The 18,881-nt window shown below is 68.2% G+C and carries 17 protein-coding genes; 9 read left to right on the forward strand and 8 right to left on the reverse strand.

The window, feature by feature from the left end; translation table 11 throughout:
- The first annotated feature begins 50 nt into the window (after nucleotides 1-50).
- Nucleotides 51-1,874 (forward strand): glycosyltransferase family 87 protein, encoded by a 1,824-nt coding sequence (locus ACFYO1_RS23695; RefSeq protein WP_387234701.1) that lies wholly within the window; start codon nucleotides 51-53, stop codon nucleotides 1,872-1,874.
- Here the strand turns inward: ACFYO1_RS23695 and ACFYO1_RS23700 are convergent.
- Together ACFYO1_RS23700 and ACFYO1_RS23705 are read right to left on the reverse strand one after the other, a co-directional pair.
- The gene (locus ACFYO1_RS23700; RefSeq protein WP_387234704.1) at nucleotides 1,856-3,484 is read right to left on the reverse strand and encodes a TerD family protein; all 1,629 of its coding nucleotides are present in this window, start codon (nucleotides 3,482-3,484) and stop codon (nucleotides 1,856-1,858) included. The genes ACFYO1_RS23695 and ACFYO1_RS23700 overlap by 19 nt on opposite strands.
- Before the next feature lie 31 nt (nucleotides 3,485-3,515).
- Nucleotides 3,516-4,940, reverse strand: coding sequence for a TerD family protein (locus tag ACFYO1_RS23705; protein WP_387234707.1), 1,425 nt, complete (start codon nucleotides 4,938-4,940; stop codon nucleotides 3,516-3,518).
- Between the two features lie 180 nt (nucleotides 4,941-5,120).
- Between ACFYO1_RS23705 and ACFYO1_RS23710 the strand changes: the two genes are divergently transcribed.
- The 4 genes from ACFYO1_RS23710 (at nucleotide 5,121) to ACFYO1_RS23725 (ending at nucleotide 8,103) form a co-directional block, all read left to right on the forward strand.
- Complete coding sequence (locus tag ACFYO1_RS23710) at nucleotides 5,121-5,744, forward strand: AIM24 family protein (protein ID WP_387234710.1); 624 nt, start codon at nucleotides 5,121-5,123, stop codon at nucleotides 5,742-5,744.
- A gap of 10 nt (nucleotides 5,745-5,754) precedes the next feature.
- On the forward strand, nucleotides 5,755-6,456 hold the full coding sequence (locus ACFYO1_RS23715) for an AIM24 family protein (protein ID WP_387234713.1): 702 nt from the start codon (nucleotides 5,755-5,757) through the stop codon (nucleotides 6,454-6,456).
- Between the two features lie 2 nt (nucleotides 6,457-6,458).
- The gene (locus tag ACFYO1_RS23720; RefSeq protein WP_387235350.1) at nucleotides 6,459-7,223 is read left to right on the forward strand and encodes an AIM24 family protein; all 765 of its coding nucleotides are present in this window, start codon (nucleotides 6,459-6,461) and stop codon (nucleotides 7,221-7,223) included.
- 97 nt (nucleotides 7,224-7,320) lie between these two features.
- Nucleotides 7,321-8,103, forward strand: a complete 783-nt coding sequence (locus ACFYO1_RS23725) for a hypothetical protein (protein ID WP_387234716.1) — start codon at nucleotides 7,321-7,323, stop codon at nucleotides 8,101-8,103.
- A gap of 8 nt (nucleotides 8,104-8,111) precedes the next feature.
- Here ACFYO1_RS23725 and ACFYO1_RS23730 read toward each other — a convergent pair whose 3' ends face one another.
- Both ACFYO1_RS23730 and ACFYO1_RS23735 read right to left on the reverse strand, forming a co-directional pair.
- Nucleotides 8,112-9,023 carry an NAD-dependent epimerase/dehydratase family protein gene (locus tag ACFYO1_RS23730; protein ID WP_387234718.1) on the reverse strand — a complete coding sequence of 304 codons (912 nt, stop codon included), beginning with the start codon at nucleotides 9,021-9,023 and terminating at the stop codon, nucleotides 8,112-8,114.
- 14 nt (nucleotides 9,024-9,037) lie between these two features.
- Nucleotides 9,038-9,835 (reverse strand): MBL fold metallo-hydrolase, encoded by a 798-nt coding sequence (locus tag ACFYO1_RS23735; RefSeq protein WP_387234720.1) that lies wholly within the window; start codon nucleotides 9,833-9,835, stop codon nucleotides 9,038-9,040.
- Nucleotides 9,836-9,881: 46 nt separating this feature from the next.
- On the opposite strand from ACFYO1_RS23735, the gene ACFYO1_RS23740 reads away from it, so the two are divergent.
- Nucleotides 9,882-10,292, forward strand: a complete 411-nt coding sequence (locus tag ACFYO1_RS23740) for a MerR family transcriptional regulator (protein ID WP_387234723.1) — start codon at nucleotides 9,882-9,884, stop codon at nucleotides 10,290-10,292.
- An 8-nt stretch (nucleotides 10,293-10,300) separates the two neighbouring features.
- Here the strand turns inward: ACFYO1_RS23740 and ACFYO1_RS23745 are convergent, their stop codons facing one another.
- The 4 genes from ACFYO1_RS23745 to ACFYO1_RS23760 are packed head-to-tail and all read right to left on the reverse strand — an operon-like array spanning nucleotide 10,301 to nucleotide 16,071.
- A complete protein-coding gene (locus ACFYO1_RS23745) occupies nucleotides 10,301-11,146 on the reverse strand; it encodes an HAD family hydrolase (protein ID WP_387234726.1) in 846 nt (281 codons plus the stop codon).
- Entirely contained in the window at nucleotides 11,143-13,629 is a 2,487-nt protein-coding gene (locus tag ACFYO1_RS23750) for a phosphoribosyltransferase (protein ID WP_387234728.1), read from the reverse strand. Before ACFYO1_RS23750 ends, ACFYO1_RS23745 begins: the two co-directional genes overlap by 4 nt.
- Nucleotides 13,626-14,840 (reverse strand): HpcH/HpaI aldolase/citrate lyase family protein, encoded by a 1,215-nt coding sequence (locus ACFYO1_RS23755; protein ID WP_387234730.1) that lies wholly within the window; start codon nucleotides 14,838-14,840, stop codon nucleotides 13,626-13,628. Before ACFYO1_RS23755 ends, ACFYO1_RS23750 begins: the two co-directional genes overlap by 4 nt.
- Before the next feature lie 13 nt (nucleotides 14,841-14,853).
- Complete coding sequence (locus ACFYO1_RS23760) at nucleotides 14,854-16,071, reverse strand: hypothetical protein (RefSeq protein WP_387234733.1); 1,218 nt, start codon at nucleotides 16,069-16,071, stop codon at nucleotides 14,854-14,856.
- Nucleotides 16,072-16,216: 145 nt separating this feature from the next.
- On the opposite strand from ACFYO1_RS23760, the gene ACFYO1_RS23765 reads away from it, so the two are divergent.
- The 3 genes from ACFYO1_RS23765 to ACFYO1_RS23775 all read left to right on the forward strand — a co-directional run bounded on the left by ACFYO1_RS23765 (nucleotide 16,217) and on the right by ACFYO1_RS23775 (nucleotide 18,847).
- Nucleotides 16,217-16,792: a TerD family protein gene (locus ACFYO1_RS23765; RefSeq protein ID WP_387234736.1), complete on the forward strand. Its 576-nt coding sequence runs from the start codon at nucleotides 16,217-16,219 to the stop codon at nucleotides 16,790-16,792.
- A 222-nt stretch (nucleotides 16,793-17,014) separates the two neighbouring features.
- A complete protein-coding gene (locus tag ACFYO1_RS23770; protein WP_387234739.1) occupies nucleotides 17,015-18,115 on the forward strand; it encodes a DUF475 domain-containing protein in 1,101 nt (366 codons plus the stop codon).
- Between the two features lie 108 nt (nucleotides 18,116-18,223).
- Nucleotides 18,224-18,847 carry a Tellurium resistance gene (locus ACFYO1_RS23775; protein WP_387234742.1) on the forward strand — a complete coding sequence of 208 codons (624 nt, stop codon included), beginning with the start codon at nucleotides 18,224-18,226 and terminating at the stop codon, nucleotides 18,845-18,847.
- Nucleotides 18,848-18,881 lie beyond the last annotated feature (34 nt).

Below are 18,881 nucleotides of genomic sequence, written 5' to 3' on the forward strand. Positions count from 1 at the left end.
GGACGACGCGATCCGAACCCATGGCCGAACTCAAGGTAGCGTCGGGTGCCGTGACCGATCAGGAACTGGTGGACCAGCGAACGAACGGGAGCGTGCCGCAAGCGGGTGGGGCGTCTTCCGGTGGCGCGTACTACGTCGCCCCCGGCCCGCTCGCGCCGGATCTTCGGTCGGCCGACGCGCGAGATCGGCCCAGCCGCAACGATTCCCTGACCGCGCAGCTGTCCACGGTGATCGGCGGGCCGGTGGGAGAGCACGCGCTGATCGGGCGGGTGCGGTTCTGGACGCCGATGCGGGTGCTGCTCGCGTTCACCGTGGTGTTCCTGGCGTTCGGCTGGTTCGGCAAGGCGGGCTGCATTCAGCAGACCACGACCGCGGACGGCTCGCTCACGCTGGACTGGAACAACGGCCGCCAGTACGTGGCGATGTGTTACTCGGACACGGTCCCGCTCTACGGCGCGGAGCGGTTGAACGAGGGCGCGTTCCCGTACAAGAAGGACTGGACCGAGCAGACCGCGGACGGTGGCCGGGAAACCCGGTACATGGAATACCCGGTGTTATCCGGTCTGTACCAATACCTTTCGATGCGCATCGCCAAGGCCTGGGATGCCTCGCCGCTGCCGGGCGCGCTCCAGGTGGTGATCTATTTCAACGTGGTCGCGTTCGGCCTCGCGCTGGCCTGGCTGGTCACCGTATGGGCGAGCGCGCAGCTGGCCGGACGCCGGGTGTGGGACGTGGCGCTGGTCGCCTGCTCGCCGCTGGTGATCGTGCACATCTTCACCAATTTCGACGCCCTGGCAACGGCTTTGGCCGCCACCGGCCTGCTCGCCTGGGCGCGCAGACGTCCCGCGCTCGCGGGACTGCTGCTCGGTCTCGGCGGCGCCGCCAAGCTGTATCCGCTGCTACTGCTCGGCCCGATCGTGGTGCTGTGCTTGCGCGCCGATCCGATGCAGCGGATGCCGAGCACCCAGCTCGGGCTGCGGCTGCGCGATATCACCAGCTGGTCCACCGCGCTGGACTGGATTCGTGAAACCCCGTACCGCGTGCACTTGCTCAGCACTCGCCCGCTCGGCGCGGCGGCCGTCACCGTCTCGGCCGCGCTCGGCACCTGGATCGCGGTGAACCTGCCGATCGCCGCGCTGTATCCGGACGGATGGCGGGAGTTCTTCCGGCTCAACACCTCCCGGCACGCCGACCCGGACTCGCTGTACAACGTGATCACCTCGTTCACCGGCTGGCCCGGCTTCGACGGAGTGCTCACCCACGACCAGCAACCGGTCATCCTGAACGCGGTATCGCTGCTGGCGTTCGTCCTCGCGTGCGCCGTGATCGGCTATATCGCGCTCACCGCGCCGCAACGCCCGCGGCTCGCGCAGCTGTGCTTCCTGGTGATCGCCGCCTTCCTGCTGACCAACAAGGTGTGGAGCCCGCAGTATTCGCTGTGGCTGGTGCCGATCGCGGTGCTCGCCCTGCCGCACCGGCGAATCCTGCTGGCCTGGATGACGATCGACGCGCTGGTCTGGGCGCCGCGCATGTTCTACTACCTCGGCCTGGACAAGAAGGGCCTACCCGAGCAGTGGTTCACCGGCGCCGTGGTGCTGCGTGACCTCGCGGTGATCGCGCTGTGCGCCTTGATCATCCGGCAGATTTATCGCCCCGGCGAGGACCTGGTGCGGCGCGACTATGTCGACGATCCGGTCGGCGGCATCGTCGATCGGGCGCCGGATCCGTTGCTGGCCTGGCTGCCCCAATTCCTCCGGCCCCGGGTGGCGCCGGCCCGCGAATGGAACTCGCAGGCCGGCGATGCCACCCGCGGCGTGGGTAACCACGCAGAGGTATCGAACATCGCGAATCCGATTCAGTGGGTGCGCAGGTAACGCGCGAGCAGCGCGGGCTCCTGGGGTAGCAGATCCAGGTCCAGCTGCCACGGGCTGCCGGTCCACGGATCGAACAGCGGCGTCCCGTCCACCGTCGGCAGGTGCCTGCACGACTGGGACAGCATGGCCACGGTCGTGTCGGCCGAGTCGGATTCGTCGCTGCCGATGATCACCGTCGACAGCCCGATCAGATCGCCCCGCATGATCAGCGAGCCGATCCGCTGCGCGTCCGAACTCTGGTAGCCGTGCGGGAAATCCGCGGCGATCAGGATCCGGTGCTCCGTGGGCGGGCTGCCCATGCCGCTGGTGAAGGCCAGCTCGGCCAGCTCGGCGGCCTGGACCAGCGCCTGCAACCGCTCGGAGATCTCGCCGTGGTCGGTGATCGGCGGTCCGTTCAGCACCGGCGCGAGCAGCCCGGTGAATCCACTGAACGCCCCGGTCAGATCGATGATGTCGACCAGCGTGCGCCGGCCCGGCGTCGAGGTGAGCAGCCGCGCGAGCAGCGCACCCACCACCGGCGCCACCGCGCGAGTGGATTCGGTATCTATCCACAGCGGCCGATTCAACGGCACCGGAACGCAATACGGCACGCGCAGCGTCCCGCGTTCGCGGGCGTACAGCTCGCCGAGGCGGATGCCGTCGCTGGGCGTGATCGGCTTGTCCCAGGCCGGCGAGTCCCAGGACGCCAGCGCGGGCGGCAGCATCAGGTCGGCATCGGCGAGCTCGCGCACGAGCTGCGCGCTGTCGCGCTCGTGGTTGCGTTCGGCGGTGGCGATCAGCTCGTCGTTGCGCTGCTGCGCGGCCCGGCGCGCGGCGTCGGCGGCCGGGGTGTTGCGCGTCGCGGGATCGGAGACAGCGGCGGACAATTCGTGATCGAGCCGCTTGGCCGCGTAGTCCCTGGCGGAGACCAGCGCGGCGGCCGAGCGAGCGGCATCCTCGAAAATCATCCACAGGCGTTCTAGCCCGTGCCCGACCTCGATCGGCGCCGCGCCGGCCGAGCGGGCCTCGCCGGCCATCGGCCCGGACATGGTGTGCACGCCGGGGCCCGGCGCGCGCACTCCGCTCGGCTGGGCCACCTCGCCGGTCTGCGCCGCCGAACCGGTCTGCGCCGAGGGGTCCGCCGGATCGTCCTCGACCTCGACGCCGTGCGCGGTCAGCAGCACGCCGAGCCCGCCGGAGTAACCCTGCCCGACGGCACGCAGCCGCCAGCCGGTGCCGCGGCGATAAACCTCCAGGCAGATCAGCGCCGCCTCGCCGGAGGACGGCGTCACCACGAATTCCGCTGCCGCCTCGTCGTTTTCGGACAGGGTCGCGGTCACCGTGCCGAGGCCACCCGGCCGGCCGGGCACCGCCGGATCGGCGCTGACCACGAGCAGCACCGATTTCGCGTCACCGCGCACCTCGGCCGGCGTGACGGTCACCCGGTTCGCGTCCAGCCGGACGCCCCGCGCGCTCGGCTGGTTGTAGAAGACGAAATCGTCCGGGCTGAACACCTTGAGGTTCTCCGCCACCACCAGCGCCGAAACATCCAGCGCCGCCGCGGCTTTCGCCTCGAACCGGACGACTCCACCGGCCAGGGGTATGTTCTGGCCGGGCTTCAGTTGAATCACGTTGTCTGCCTTGCTGTTCGCGCCACCTCGATCAGTGCTGCAAGAACCGGCCGAGGTGGGGAACCGCCTCGCCGGGGTGCTTGGCCGAGAAGCCCTCGCCGATCGCCTGCAGCTTCCAGTCGCCGCCGACCCGGAAGACCTTGGCCATCGCCATCGCGGTGAACGGCATGCCGCCGGCCAGGGTGTAGCGGGCCAGCTCGGCGTTGGTGGTGCCGTCGACCAAGCGGCAGAACGCATTCTGGATCTGCTCGAAGGTGTGACCCTTGTAGGAGGTCACGATGAACACCAGCGTGCTCACGTGCGCCGGGATGCGGGTGAGATCGACCAGGATCACCTCGTCGTCGCCGTCGCCCTCGCCGGTGAGGTTGTCGCCCTGATGCCGGATCGAGCCGTCCTTGGAGGTCAGCTGGCCGTAATAGGCGACGTCGACCGGATTGTTGTCGGCGAACATGACCACCGACGCGTCGAGATCCACGTCGACGGTGCGGTTGCCGAACATGCCGCGGTTCTTCACCGGATCCCAGCCGAGGCCCATCTTGACGAAGGTCAGCGCGGCGCCGCCCTCCTTGCGCAGGGTGACCCGCTGGCCCTTGACCAGGCTGACCGGGCGGTCCTTGCTGAGGCTGACCTCGGCGGGCGGCTGCTGCGGCGGGGGCGGCTGTCCGGCCGGCGGGTATCCACCCTGCGCGGGCGGCGGGTAACCACCGGGTCCGGGCGGCGGCGGGTAACCACCGGGGGCGGGCGGGGGCGGGTAACCCGGGCCGGGCGGCGGGTAGCCGGGTCCCGGCGGCGGGTAGCCACCGGTCGGCGCGGCCTGCGGATTCTGCTGCGCCGGGTACGCGGGCGTGGTCGGCGGCGGGTAGTTCGGCGCGGGCTGCGTCGGGTAGGCCGGGGCCTGCTGGGGCGGCGCAGGCGCGGCTTGGGGCGCGGGCGCGGCCTGCGGCGCGGGCGAGTCGTCGACGGTCACGCCGTGGTCGGTGACCAGCGCGGCGAAACCGCCCGCGTAGCCCTGCCCGACGGCGCGCACCTTCCAGCTGCCCTGGCGGCGGTACAGCTCCAGCGCGATGACGATCGACTCGGTGCTCAAGCCCTCGATCTGGTACTCGTACAACCGGTTACCGGTCGTGTCGGACACGATCGCGGTGGGGGCGGGGAACCGGCCGAAGTTGCTGTTCGCGTCGTCCAGGGTGATCACCGCGCGGATCTGCGCGATATCGGCGGGCACCGCGTTCAACGACACCGCAAGCGAGGCGGGTTGCCCGGCGGGTGCGGGCTGTAGGTTGACCCCTGGTCCGCTCGGCTGGTTGAAGAAGACGAAGTCCGCGTCGGTACGGACCTTGCCCTGCTCGGTGACCAATAGTGCGGACAGATCCGCGGGCGCCGTGAGCTGGATGGAGACCACCACGTCGTTCGTGGCCAGCGGACCGTTTTGGCCCTTGGCGAGTGTTGCGGACAAGTTAGACCCTTCGCTTGTCGGTGCGTTCGATGCCACTCTACGAGAAACGCTCGGGCGACGGTTCCGGTAAACCGGCCGATGGTCCCGACGATCGCGGGGGTGATCGGTTAATGTGTCGGCACGCAGTTGGAATGTGGTGGTTTCCATGTTCCCGATCGAGACAGCAGGCAGAACACCCTCATGGCGCAACTGTTCGAACAATCCAAGAAGGTGATCGAGGCGCATCTCGCCGGGACCAGCCTTCGCGCGATTTCCGGCTCGATGATCGCCTACGAAGGCAACGTCCAGTTCAAGGCGGCCGGATTCGGCGGCGGGGACGGCGTGCTCGCCGGGCTCAAGCGCCGCGCCACCGGCGAGAAACTCTCGCTGATGGAATGCTCCGGCAACGGCCGGGTCTTCTTCGCGGTGAACGGGCAGCACGTCACCGTGGTCAACCTGAACAACGAGACGTTGCAGGTCGAATCGCAGCAACTGCTCGCGTTCGCCGGGAACTTGCGCACCGATGTGCGCTTCGCCGGCCTGCGCGGCGCCTCGACCGGGGCCGGGCTGTTCACCACGACGGTGACCGGGCAGGGCCAAGTCGCGCTGCTGTCGGCGGGCGGGCCGCTGATCCACCTCGAGGTATCGCCGCAATATCCGCTGGTGGTCGACCCGGACGCGTTCGTCGCGGCGCGCGGCAACCTCAATCAGTCCTTCGTCACCGACGTGTCCTGGCGCACGCTCGTCGGCCAGGACGCCGGCGAGGCGTTCTCGCTGCGCTGGGACGGCCAGGGCGTGGTACTGATCCAGCCGGCGGAACGGTAAGGGCGAGCGGATGTTCGAGAAGGTCAACGGCAAAGTCGTCAAGGTCAACGTCGGCATGGCGGGTGGCGTGGCCGCCCGCACCGGCGCCATGCTGTTCTATACCGGCGACGTTTCCTTTGCGCCGCACCAGATTCCGGGCGGCCAGGGCATGGGCGGCGGCGGTGGCGGGCTGATGCGGATGGCCGGCCGGATGATGGCGGGCGAGCACGAGCGCACCATGCTCGCGCAAGGCAACGGCGAGGTGCATTACGGATTCGCGGGACTGGAGGTCCACGTGGTCCAGATGCAGCCCGGCGCGGTGCTGCGGGTCGAGGCGTCGCGGCTGCTGGCCAATACCGCCGGATTGCAGAGTTCCATTGTCTCGGTGATGAGTTCGGGGGGCGGAGGTGGCGGCGGCGGCATCATGGGTGCGTTGCGCGGGGCCGCGACCGGCGCGCTGACCGGGCAGGGCATGTTCACCACGCAGCTGTCCGGACAGGGCGCGGCGGTGCTGCTCGCGCATGGCGGATTCCTGGAATTGCCAGTGGGCGGGCCGAATCCGATCGTCGTGGACCCGCAGGCCTTCGTCGCCGCGTACGGCAATGTGCAGACCGAACTCAAAACCGCGCTCAGTTGGCGCGACGCGGTAGGGCGCGGCTCCGGCGAGGCCATGCAATTGCATTGTGTCGGACAGGGAGTCGTGTACGTGCAGGCCTCGGAAGAGAAGTTGTGACCATGCCGGAAATCCTGAATCCGATGAATCTCGGGGAGAGCGACAACCTCCCGGGAAACAGTTACGCCTATTGCATCGACCTGAACAAGCCGTGGTTCATGCGCAAGGGCGCGATGATCGCCTACTACGGCGACATGCGATTCCAGATGCTCACCCACGGCCTGCAGGGCGGGCTGTTACACATGGTGTCGCAACAATTCTCGGCCCCGCTGTTCACCGGCGACTATGTGGTGGCCGAGGGGCACGGCAAGCTGATCATCGGCGACCGCGGCTATGACATCAATTCCTATGACCTCGAGGACAACGGCAACCTCACCATCCGCGCCGCCAATTTGCTGGCCTTCGAACCCGGCCTGTCGCTGAACCAGTCGATCGTGCCCGGCTTCCTCACCCTGATCGGCACCGGCAAATTCCTCGCCTCCTCCAACGGCCCGGTCATGTTCGCCGAGCCGCCGCTGCGGGTGGACCCGGAGGCCCTGGTCGGCTGGGCCGACTGCCCCTCCCCCAGCCATCATTACGACCAGCGCTGGATCTCCGGCTTCCTGGCCGCCGGCGCGGCGCGGTTCGGCGTGAACTCCGGCGAGGAACGGCAATTCGACTTCACCGGCGCGGGCACCGTGCTGATCCAGTCCAGCGAGAAGGTACTCAGCGACGCCATGCTGGTGCGCACCATCGAGGGACAGATCCAGAGCGGCATCACACCGAACGGCCTGCAACGCCTGCAGGCCGTCATCACCCAGCAGCTGGGCGGGCAGCAGGGGTACTGAGGACCCGCAATCATCCTTCAGGTCCTACGTTCGACGGACTCTGGGGCGGTGGCGACGGCGTTAGTTTTCCCGGCAGGACTTCTTGCTGGGAGGCATCATGAGTGTCGGGTTGATGTTCGCGATCATCGCCGGGGCGATCGTGTTGATCGTGAAGCGGTTCCTGGGGGAGCCGGTCGACGCGCGGGACACCTTTCTGACGCCGTTGATCCTGGTGGGGATCGGTGTCTACAGCGTGACCAAGGTCGGCGATCTCGGTTCGGCCGATATCGTCTGGCTGATCATCGGCGGTGTGGTCGGCATCGCGTTCGGCGCGGTGCGCGGGACGACCACGGTGCTGTTCGAGCGCGACGGGCATCTGTGGCAGCGCTATACGGTGAAAACCCTTGTCGTCTGGGGGACTTCGATCGTTGCCGGCTTCGGGATCAGTCTGCTCGGCAGCACGATGGGTATGCATCACGATGCCAAGCCGATCACGTTGTCGATCGGCATCGGCATGCTCGGGGAGATGCTCACCCTCGGATTGCGGGCGATCTCGACCGGCGTGCCGTTCGCGCCGGACAAGAAGGCGGCCGCGGCCCGGGCCAAGACGTATAGCGTTCGCGGGGAGGACAATTCGTATCTCGATCGGTTTCTGCACAACCTCGGACATCCGGGAACCGCGCAGCCGAGTGACTCCCGGGACGGCGGCTATGGCCGCGTCGACCCTGCCCTTCGCGACTGGTCCGATCGAGCGCAGAACCAGCGCAAGCCCGCCAACATGGCGGACGACCGGGAGCAGCGAGAGCAGCGGCAGCAACGGGAGCAGCCGAGGATCGATCGATCGCCGAGCCTGCGCGACGGCATCGACTGGCTCAATCAATTCCGCGATCGCAGGCAGTGACCGGCCGGTCAGGGCGTCGGCCGCGCCGCCCATCCACTGCGGAGAATCGTCGCTATATCTGAACTCCTTGCCTCCCAACCCAATACCCTGCGTGCCGAGCCGCTGTCGCTGACCAGACACGGCGGCTCCGGTACGGCGGGCAGGTGTTCGACGGCGATCGCCCGGCCGGTCATCCGAGCGGCTTCAGCAACGAGTTCGTTGACGCTGGTGCCAATTCCGCTGCCAATGTTGTACCGGGCGCAGTTCCCCGGACCCGGCAGGTGCGTGAGCGCCGCCACGAAAGCCGCTGCGGCATCACGGATATGCACATAGTCCCGAACAGCGCTGCCATCGCCGTTGATCGCCAGGCACGGACTGTCCCCGGCCGCCACCGCGAGAATCCGCGGCACGATCCTGGTCGGATCGGGATCGGCGCCACCCGCGATATTGAACAGCCGCAAGACAACCGCGGCCAGCCGCCCGGTCGCCGCCTGCGCGGCGATCACCGCTTCGGCGGCCTGCTTGCTCGCCGCATACGGATGCGGCGGACGATCCGGCAGCTTCTCCGACATCGGCTGCCGCTCCGGCGTCCCATAGATCGACGCGGTGGACGCGAAGACCAGCCTGCCCACCTCCGCCTCGGCCATCGCCCGCAGCAACGAAACCGTCCCACCCACATTGACCTCGAAGAACCGCAACGGATCACCGAACGATTCCCGAACCCGAGTGCATCCGGCCAGATGGCATACCGCGTCGACACCGTCGAGCGCCGCGCGCAGCGCCCCGATATCGAGCAGGTCGGCGACCCGGACCGGCACCCCGTGCGGCACCCGCGCCCGCGCATGACGCACCAGACCGACCACGTCGTGACCACCGGCTCGTAGCGCCTCGGCAACAACACCGCCGAGATACCCGTTCGCTCCCGTCACCAACACCCGCATCCGAGCATTGTCGGTCACCGGTAGCGGTCGAACTCCCACGGATCATGCGCACTGAACACCGAGACCTGGTCGCCGTGGTCGCGAACCAGCTCGCGCAGGCGCGCCTGGGTGCCGAGGCGCAAGTCGCGGTGGACCTCCGAGGTGGTCTGCACGATGTCCATAATCGGGTGTGGATGATGCCGCTGTTCCAGTTCCCGGTGGTAGTAGTAGGCGTCGCCGCTGTGCAGCAGCCAGCGATCGCCGTCGCGTACCGCCACTCCGGTGTGCCCCGCGGTGTGGCCACCGAGCGGGATCAGCTTGAAGTCCTCGGGCAGGCCTCGCAGCGGAGTCGCGGTGAATCCGAACCAGTCCTCGCCGGCCTCGGGCGTGTAGGTGACCCAGTGCGGGTCGTGCGCCCAATGCGCATCGCGGTAGCGGAAACTCGGCGCCTCGGCGACCGCCGCCGCGTGCTCTGCGGCGAGGACATGCACCTCGGCCTGCGGGAAGTCGGGCAGACCACCGCAGTGATCCACGTCCAAGTGGGTGAGGATGATGTAGCGGACGTCCGCCGGTGCATAGCCGAGGCGCGCTACCTGGCGGAAGGCTGTCTCGTCCTCGTCGAGCAGCGGCTGCGCCATGGCGACCCAGTCCGCGCCGAGCGTGCCGTCCGGGTCGTGGACATTGCCGAGTCCCATCCCGGTTTCGACGAGAACCAGTCCGGCCGAATCGGTTTCGACCAGCAGGCAGTGGTTGACCGCAGGTGCCGGCGCAGGCCCCGGGTAGGTGGCTTCGATCTGCCGCACGGACCCGCAATTGAGGTGGTGGATGTTCATACCGAGTAGTCTTCAACTTGAAGCGCGCTTCAAGTCAAGGAGAACAATGACCGACACCCTGCTGGACATCGCCGAGGTGGCCGAGGAGTCCGGGCTCGCACCATCGGCCCTGCGGTTCTACGAAAAGCGCGGCCTGATCACACCGGCGGGCCGCAACGGCCTGCGCCGCACCTTCCGTCCCGAGGTGCTCGGGCGCCTGGCCCTGATCTCCTGCGCCCGCGGCGCCGGTTTCACCATCGCCGAAATCGCCGGATTCCTCCGCGCCACCCCGAGCGATACCGAACTCCGTGCCGGAATGGCCCGCAAGGCTACGGAACTCGACGAAGACATCGCCCGCCTCACCCGCATGCGCGACAGCCTGCGGCACGCCTCGACCTGCGCCCATGCGCCCCTGGTCGAATGCCCGGACTTCAAAGCGACGTTCGAAGGCCCTGCGCCCCAGTCGATCCGGGCGTGAAGGCTGAACTAATCCGCAGCCTCCGGTGAGCCCTTGATGAACCAGTTGATGATTTCCTCGCCGGCCAGGATGCCGGTGGCGCGGGTGATGGTGAGGTTGGGGTGGGTCCAGTTGAGGTGTTCGAGTTCGCCGTGGCGGGGGCGGATGGCGTAGTCGGCGCTGCGCAGCATCTCGGCGTCCAGCGCGCCGTCGCCGGCCGCGAAAGTCTGTGCCTCGGTGGCGAGTTCGCCGGAGTCGAGCAGGCGGCGGCGGACCTCGGCGACCGCGTGGCTCTTGCAGACGACGTCGGGCATCGAGTAGATCTTGCGGCCCTGCTGGGAGGCGGACCAGCCGCGGGCCCGGCACCAGGCGTCCCATTCGGCGAGGAAGCCGGCCGGGACCTCTTTGGGGCGGACGACGAGGTAGCAGAACAGGTCGTCGGCTTCGCGGAACTTGGTGACCCACGAATCGTCGATCCGGGTGCGCAGTTCGGCGGTGACCTCGGACAGGGTCGCCCCCCGCGCGCGGACCTTGGCGTCGATGTCGATGCGCCAGCTCAGGTCCGGCACGCCGTCCACGAGAATGTTGCCGCCGTTGCTGGTGATGGCGTAACGCCATGGGGCGCCGGGCAATTGGATGCGGTTGAACTGTTTGATGGTCCGCGTGGTGGTCGGGATGACCGCAGCGGGCTGGGTGAGGGTCTGCATGCGCAGCGCCGCGGCCGTCGTCATGAACGACAGCGGCGCGCCCTCGAGGTGTTCCACGCAGACCGTCGGCACGTCGGTGTGCGCGCTGAACGCGTTGCGCGAGTAGATCATTGTCCGATCCAGGTCGGTGGCGACCAACGTGTGTCTTCGCCTGCGTAGGTCCATCATGTCTGCTGCACGTCCTTGATCAGTCCCATGCACGAGTAGGCCAGGTCGGGCACGACCTCGACCGGCACGCCGCGGGCCGCGGCGAGCAGGCGGATATGCGCGTGTTCGGGCGCCTCGGCCTCCCGGACCAGCACCAGCCACGGCATCCGCCGCAGCAGCACCCGGGTGGTCTCGCCGACCCCCGGCTTCACGAAATTCACGCTGGCGATGCCGTATTCGGCGCGCACCTGCTCGACCGACGCCCAGCCGGTCCAGGTCGGCGTGCGGTCGCTGTCCCGCACGGCGGCCACTTCCGCGGGCACCCGGTCGCGCACCGCTTCGAAGGCGGCACTCACGGTGTCGAGCAGGCGGAGCGAGACGTCGTCCTCGGCGAGTTCGCGATAGAACTTGGCCCCGTGGAACTCTCCGGGCCCGATCAACGTGTCGTTCAGCACGGTGCGCGAAACCAGTCCGGACACGGTGGAATTCAGGCAGGCCGAGGCGATGAGGAAGTCGTCGCGCGTGCCATAGGTGCGCACGCAGTGACCGGGATCGGCGAGCACGGCGAGTTCCGGGTTGAACCGCGCGCCGCCGGCCGCGTGATAGGCCTCGAGCGCCTCGGTGAGCTCGTGTGTGATGGCGCCCTTGCCGGTCCAGCCGTCCACGAACACGATCGAGCTCGGATCATGATGCTGGGCAAGGTAATCGAGCGCGACGGCATCGATGCCCCGGTCCCGGACGATCGACACCGCGTAGTGCGGCACGTCGAGGCTCGGCCGGCCGGGGCCGCGCCCGGACTTCAGCCATCGGCGCATGAGCACGCCGATCGGCGTGCCCGCCCGCGCCAGCGACACCAGCACGACATCGTCACCGCGTTCGGCGACCACGAGTTCCGCGACGGTCGCGACCGCCAGCGCCAGCCGCTCGGCACTGTCGGCGAGCACCTCGTCGAACAACGAGCGATACGCGGCGTCGGGCTGGTACTCGATCGGCAGCGACTCCGCGTAATGCGCGACACCGGCCTGGATTCGCCGTTCCCGGACGGCCACGTCGGCCTCCAGGTCGACCTCGGACAGGTCCTTGAGCAGCCAGGAAACCTCTTCGGCCGCATACGATCCGAACGCGGGGCCGTGCAGCGGCGCGGGCAGCGGGGGCGCGCTGCGCTCGGCGTGCAGCGTGCGCGGGTCGGCGCCGGGGAGCACCGCGACCAGCACATCCGCCCCGGACGCGGTCAGCACGTCGACCAGTCCGCCGTCCGCGACGAGTTCCTCGGTGTCGGCCGGCGGATCGATGACGACCACCAGGACCGGATCGACCGTGGCGGGCCGCACCTCGCCGGGCTGACCGGAGAACTCCGCCGACCAGTGCGCGTTGTACAGATAGCGCGGCTGTTCCTGCCCGGATTCCGGTGCGGTGAACCGGAATCCACGGCGCAGCGGATAGCCCGGCTCGTCCAGCACATAGGCCGGCGACCGCGTGGTGGTCTGGTATCGGGTAGGCGTACCGGAATCGGCCAGCTCAGCCGCCAACCGCAGCGGCAGATACATCAGTTCCTCGTGCGCGAGCACGAGGACGGGCCGACCCGCGAAGTCCGTGTCGAGCCGCGCCCGCAAGACATCGTGCGCGGCTCCGACGGCCGCGTCGAACGCGGTGAAATCCGCACGCAGCACCCCGTGCCTACCGCCTTCCGGCACTGCGGCGGGCCATGGCAGATCGATTCGTGAGAACGAACCACGCTGCGCGGCAACCGGATTCAACGCGGGCTCCGGCAGTCCGGCGACCGCGTCCACCAGTCCGTCCGGCAGCACGGTGTGCCCCGAGGCCAAGCAGACGGTGTCGATGCTCGCGCCCAACTCCGCTGCCGCCCGCTCGAAGGCGGTGCGATCCGCGTCCAGGCGCATGTCCACCAGCGAGGCCAGCACGTAACGCGAGCGCGGCGAGAACGCGTGCAACGCCCGGATCGCGTCGAGCGCGGTTGCGCCGGTGGAGATCTCGTCGTCGACCAGCACCAGCGGCAGATCGTTGACGAAGATATCGGCGGGCATGGGCTGCAGCTGATGCGAGGTGGCGTGCGAGTGCCCCTCCTCGAAGCCGGTCAGCGTCTCCGCCGCGTCGACATCGCGGCGCGTCGAATGCAGATAGCCGACCGCGTCGATCCGCGCCGCGACGCAATGCCCTAGCCCCGTGGCGGTTTCGGCGAATCCGAGCACCAGCGCCTCGCGGCCGCCGAGCATCTCGCGCACCAGATCGCCGAGCCGGTTGCCGCCGTCGAGCACCACCCGGGGATCGGTCGGCAGGTGTTTACCGAGCACGGTGGACACCAGCAGATGCACCCGCTTCGGATTGCGCCGCAGCCCAGGCTGAATCAGCTCCGCGATGGCCAGCTCCGCAGGCAGCACACTGCCCGGCCGCGCCACGCCATACGATTCCTCGTGGTGCAGTCGAAGACCGAGATTCTTTGTCGCCCAGGGAATATCGACAACATCGAGCGCGGCGCCGCTCATACCGTCACCAACGCCGTCAGCAGATCCACGAACGACACTCCCTTGTTGGCCACCCCGAACACCCGCGCCCGCAGCAGCGTCTGGCGCGCCCAGCTACGGTGCGGGCGCATCTCATTCATCTTGTTCCGGTATCCCGAGGCCGCGACCCCGCCGACATCCACCTGCAGGATGTCCAGCGCGTCCGAGTACTCCTCGTGTGTCACCACCGACAGCGCGTGCACCGCCGCCACGTGCGACGGATGGATCACCGTCTTGCCCTGGATCCCGTTGGCCCGATCGAGGGTGATCTCACGCAACAGCCCGTCCAGGTCCCGGCTCACCAGGTACTGCCGGAACGGCACCGCGTCGGACTCCTCGAACGGCGCGGTGCGCAGTAACGGCCGGAACATCCGCTCGTGATCGGCGAAGTACTCCCAGACCGGCCCGGTGATCACGAAACCGGTCCCGTCCGCGCGCCCGAGGTAGTTCACGATGTCGGCGATGACATCGGCCACCACCCGCACGTCGTAGATGGTCAGGTCGCGGTCGCGCCGGATGCCGAAGGTCGAGCACATGTCGGTCGCGCCGACGCGCACCGCGAGCACCCGCTCCCGATGCTCGGCCAGCAGTTCCGCGATCCGGGTCAGCTCCTGATCCCGGGTCTGCCGGTGCACCAGCCCCGCCGATTCGAGCACCGGCATCCCGTAGATCGGCCGGTCCAGCCGCTGCACCGCCGCGTTCAGCGCGGTCAGGTACTGCGGTCCGGTGGTGCTGTCGAACTTGGGAAAGACGAACCCGGTCAGCACCGAGGCGCCCGCGCCCAATTGCTCCACGATCTCGGTGATCGTGGCCGCGTCGCGCACCCGGACGAACAGCAGCGGATTCGAATCACCGTTGGCGGCAAGCGAATTCAGTGTTTCCACGGTCTGCCGCTTGGCGAATTCGACCTCGTGATCGGCGACCGCGTCCTCCAGATCGATCACCATCGAGCACACCCCGCGCTCGGCGCGCTTGCCGATGGTCAGCGCCAGGTCCGGCCGGGTGGCCGGCGCGTACAGCGTCGCGCCCAGCCCGACGGCCAGTAATTCTCGATCGGTGTAGTCGTCGCCGAAGGGCTCCGGCGCCCGGTGAAACAGATTCCGTGCCTCGGGGCCGTGCAGCTGCCGGAAGTGGCGCAGCGGCATGCTCTTACGCAGGGAAACTTCCCGCTGGACGGCGATGCCTGCGGTCATCGTTACCCCACCCTCATTCTCGTCGTGGTCCTGCTTGTTTTCTCATGCGATCCACCACCCCGGCGATGAAGTCGGTGATGGTATCCAGCTCGGCCACGTAGGCCCAGTAGTCGGGGTGCCGCCCCGTCAGCGTCTCGCTGATTCGATCGATCCGTGCGGCCTGCGCGTCCAGCACAGAACCCCATTCGGTGACGAGCCCGCGACTCACCGCGAGCATTTGAGCGTCCCGCAGCCGAAATCGTACGGCCTTGGCTTTCTCTTGCGGGTCGGACCTGACCTCGCGCAACGTGGCGAGCCGTTTGGTGACGGCGTCGACCTGGTGCTCGGCCTCCGTGAGATACCCGCGAGCGGATGTGGTCAGATCAAGTGCAATCTCCGGGTTGTTCTCCGCCGCTGCCGCACGCGCGCGGCCGAGCGCCGCATCCGCGGCGTCGATGGCTCGCTGACTTTCCCGCTCATTGTCAGCTAAATCCGCGGAACTCGCAGCGTTGAATTCGCGCAGCAACGCGGAATAGGCCGGAGCGAGCCCCTCGGCCCTGGTGCGCGCCGCGGCGAGCCGGGTGCTCACCGAGGAGATCGCGGTCTTCGCCGCGGCGGCCCGAGATGGGGCCTGCGCCAACGCATCCGCCAGCCGCTTGGCCGCCGCCTCCAGCCGGTTCGCGCCGGTCCGGACCACCGCCGCCGACGCGCCCGGACCGGCGGCCTCCAGTGTGATGAGAGCCTCATCCACGGCCGCGGCATTCTCGCGCACCGAGGGGTAGTTCGCGTACTCGGATTCGGCCGCCTGTCCGCGCACCGCCGCGGCCGCGGCCTTCACCTGCTGGGCCAGTTGCGGCACGGTGCCGAGCACCGCGACCGCGTTCTCCAGTTGCCCCTGGTTGCCGCGATAGAACGCGTCCACGGCACGGGCCGCGTCGGTCAACTGTCTGGTCACCGAGTCGGCCTGCTGCGGTCCCTGCGGCATCGGGGTTCCGTCGCGTTCGGCCTGCTCGAGCTGCTCGGTGAGCGCCACGTACGCCCCAGCAGCGTCGTAGCAACGGCTCCGCACCGGCTCCCAGGCCGCCGCCATCCGGCGATCGGGGAACACCTCCTCGGCCGCGTGCACCGCCGCCTCGGCCGCGCTCTGACGCTGGTCCATATCGAGGAACGCCGAGGCCAGCGACTGTCGCGCCGCGCTGATCCATTCGTTGTTCCCGGCGGACCGGAACCATCCACGCCTGCGACCTACCACGCCCCGATCTTAGAGATCTCCCGTGTTCACCGGGGGTTCTGCGGGTTCCTACGCAAGTTCGCGGAAACCTACTACTGTCGTAAGGCGTACCCGGCGATTCGGACATGCTGGGAACCAATGACGGACTATTGAAAGGGAATCCCGCATGGGTGTCAGTTTGTCCAAGGGCGGCAATGTCTCGCTGACCAAGGCGGCGCCTAACCTCACCAACGTCGCAGTCGGCCTAGGGTGGGATGTGCGGACCACCACCGGTACCGACTTCGACCTCGATGCCAGCGCGATCGCGACCGGCGCGGACAAGAAGGTGCTGTCGGACCAGCACTTCGTGTTCTTCAACAACCTGAAGTCGCCGGAAGGCGCCATCGAGCACGCGGGTGACAACACCACCGGCGAGGGCGAGGGCGACGACGAGATCATCAACGTCGACCTGGCCAACACCCCGCCGACCATCGAGAGCATCTTCTTCCCGGTCTCGATCTACGACGCCGAGACCCGGCAGCAGTCGTTCGGTCAGGTGCGCAACGCTTACATCCGCGTGGTCGACCGCAGCAACAACAACGAGCTCGCCCGCTACGACCTCACCGAGGACGCCTCGACCGAAACCGCCATGGTGTTCGGCGAGCTGTACCGCAACGGGGCCGAGTGGAAGTTCCGCGCGATCGGCCAGGGCTACGCCTCCGGGCTGGCCGGCATCGCCCGTGACTACGGCGTGAACGTCTAAGGAACACCTCGAGGTTCGGAGGGGGCCCGGCAACGGGCCCCCTCGTCATGCGCCCGGGCCGCCCGGGAAGACTGCAGAACGCCCGCCGCCGCGGCGGCGCGACACCGTTGGACATCCGGCGGCCCAGCGGCCACGCTGGTAACAGCGGCGTCAGAATCGGTTTCATCGAACTAGCGCTCGGACGGATCCACGTCCGGCCGACGCAAACGAAAGGTCCCCCGCGTGGTCCTGCGTATTTTCGGCATGTCAATAGTCGTGACGGTGCTGTCGCTCGCCGCCGCGCTGCTCTACGGAGGACCGACCGCGCTGGCGCTGGCCGCGATCCTCGGCATCCTCGAAGTGTCGTTGTCCTTCGACAATGCCGTCATCAACGCGACGGTGCTGGAGCGGATGAGCGCGTTCTGGCAGCGCATCTTCCTCACCGTCGGCGTGCTCATCGCCGTGTTCGGCATGCGCCTGGTCTTCCCGCTGGCGATCGTCTGGGTCACCGCCGGGCTGAACCCGGTGAAGGCCTTCGATCTGGCGCTCAACCCGCCCGCCGACGGCGCCGCGTACTTCGCCAACGGCGACCCGAGTTACGAGACGCTGCTCACCGACGCGCATCCGCAGATCGCCGCGTTCGGCGGCATGTTCCTGCTGCTGCTGTTCCTGAACTTCATCTTCGAAGAGCGCGACATCACCTGGCTGTCCTGGCTGGAACGCCCGCTGGGCAAGCTGGGCAAGCTCGACATGCTCTCGGTGGTCGTCGCGGCGGTCGGGCTGGTGCTCACCGCGGAACTGATCGCCGCCGACGACAAGCGCGCCACCGTCCTGATCGCCGGCCTACTCGGCATGATCACCTACATCGTGGTGGACGGTCTCGGCTCGATGTTCCACACCGAGGAACACTCCGGCGACGGCCCCTCGGAGCTGGTCAAGGCGACCGGCAAGGCCGGGTTCTTCCTGTTCCTCTACCTCGAGGTGCTCGACGCGTCGTTCTCCTTCGACGGCGTGATCGGCGCGTTCGCCGTCACCTCCGACCCGATCATCATCGCCCTCGGCCTCGGCCTGATCGGCGCCATGTTCGTCCGCTCGATCACCGTGTACCTGGTGCGCAAGGGCACGCTGTCGGAGTACGTCTACCTCGAGCACGGCGCGCACTGGGCAATCGGCGCGCTGGCGGTCATCCTGTTCGTCTCGATCGGCGTGCACATCAGCGAGCTCATCACCGGCCTGGTCGGTGTCGCGTTCATCGGTGCGGCGTTCATCACCAGCGTGCTGCGCAATCGGCGCGAGGACGACGAAAAAGTGGACAGCGAACGGGAGCCGACCCCGGTAGGCTGATTTTCGGCGAGCAAGCCGGAGACTCGTGCGGCAGCGGCCACTCCCTCGCGGAGCCCGCTGCCGTTTCCATATCTGTGTCACGCACACTGCCCGAGGGGGATCACGCCGATGGCGAACGACAGCAACGCCGGTGGGGTCAGCCTGGCCAAGGTGACCCTGTCGAAGGCGACCCCCAGCATCAACCTCACCAAGCCCGGTGAGCAGCAAGGGACCATGCGGGTCAATCTGAACTGGTCCACCGGTTCGAAGGGTTTCTTCCGCCGATCCAAACCGGTCGACCTCGACCTCGGCTGCCTCTACGAACTGGCCGACGGCACCAAGGGCGTGGTGCAGGCGGTGGGCAACAACTTCGGCGCACTCGACACCGCGCCGTACATCCGGCTCGACGGCGACGATCGCAGCGGCACCGCGGCCGGCGGTGAGAACATGCACATCAATCTCGCTCGGCCCGAACTGTTCCGGCGCGTGCTGATCTTCGCCTTCATCTACGAGGGCGTGCCGAACTGGGCCGCCGCCGACGGTGTGGTCACCCTGTTCCCGACCTCGGGTCCGCAGATCGAGGTCCGCCTCGACTCCCCCGTGGACGGCGCCCGGTCCTGTGCGATCGCGTTGTTGCAGAATCAGGGTGCGGGCATCACGGTGCACCGGGAGGTGCACTACATCAACGGTGCGCAGAAGGAGATCGACGAGGCCTACCGCTGGGGCATGAACTGGCACAGCGCCCGCAAGTAGCCCAGCGCCGCTAGCCCCAGCGCCCGCGAGTAAG

This window comes from Nocardia sp. NPDC006044 (assembly GCF_042871115.1).
In the GTDB taxonomy this organism is placed as follows: Bacteria; Actinomycetota; Actinomycetes; order Mycobacteriales; family Mycobacteriaceae; genus Nocardia.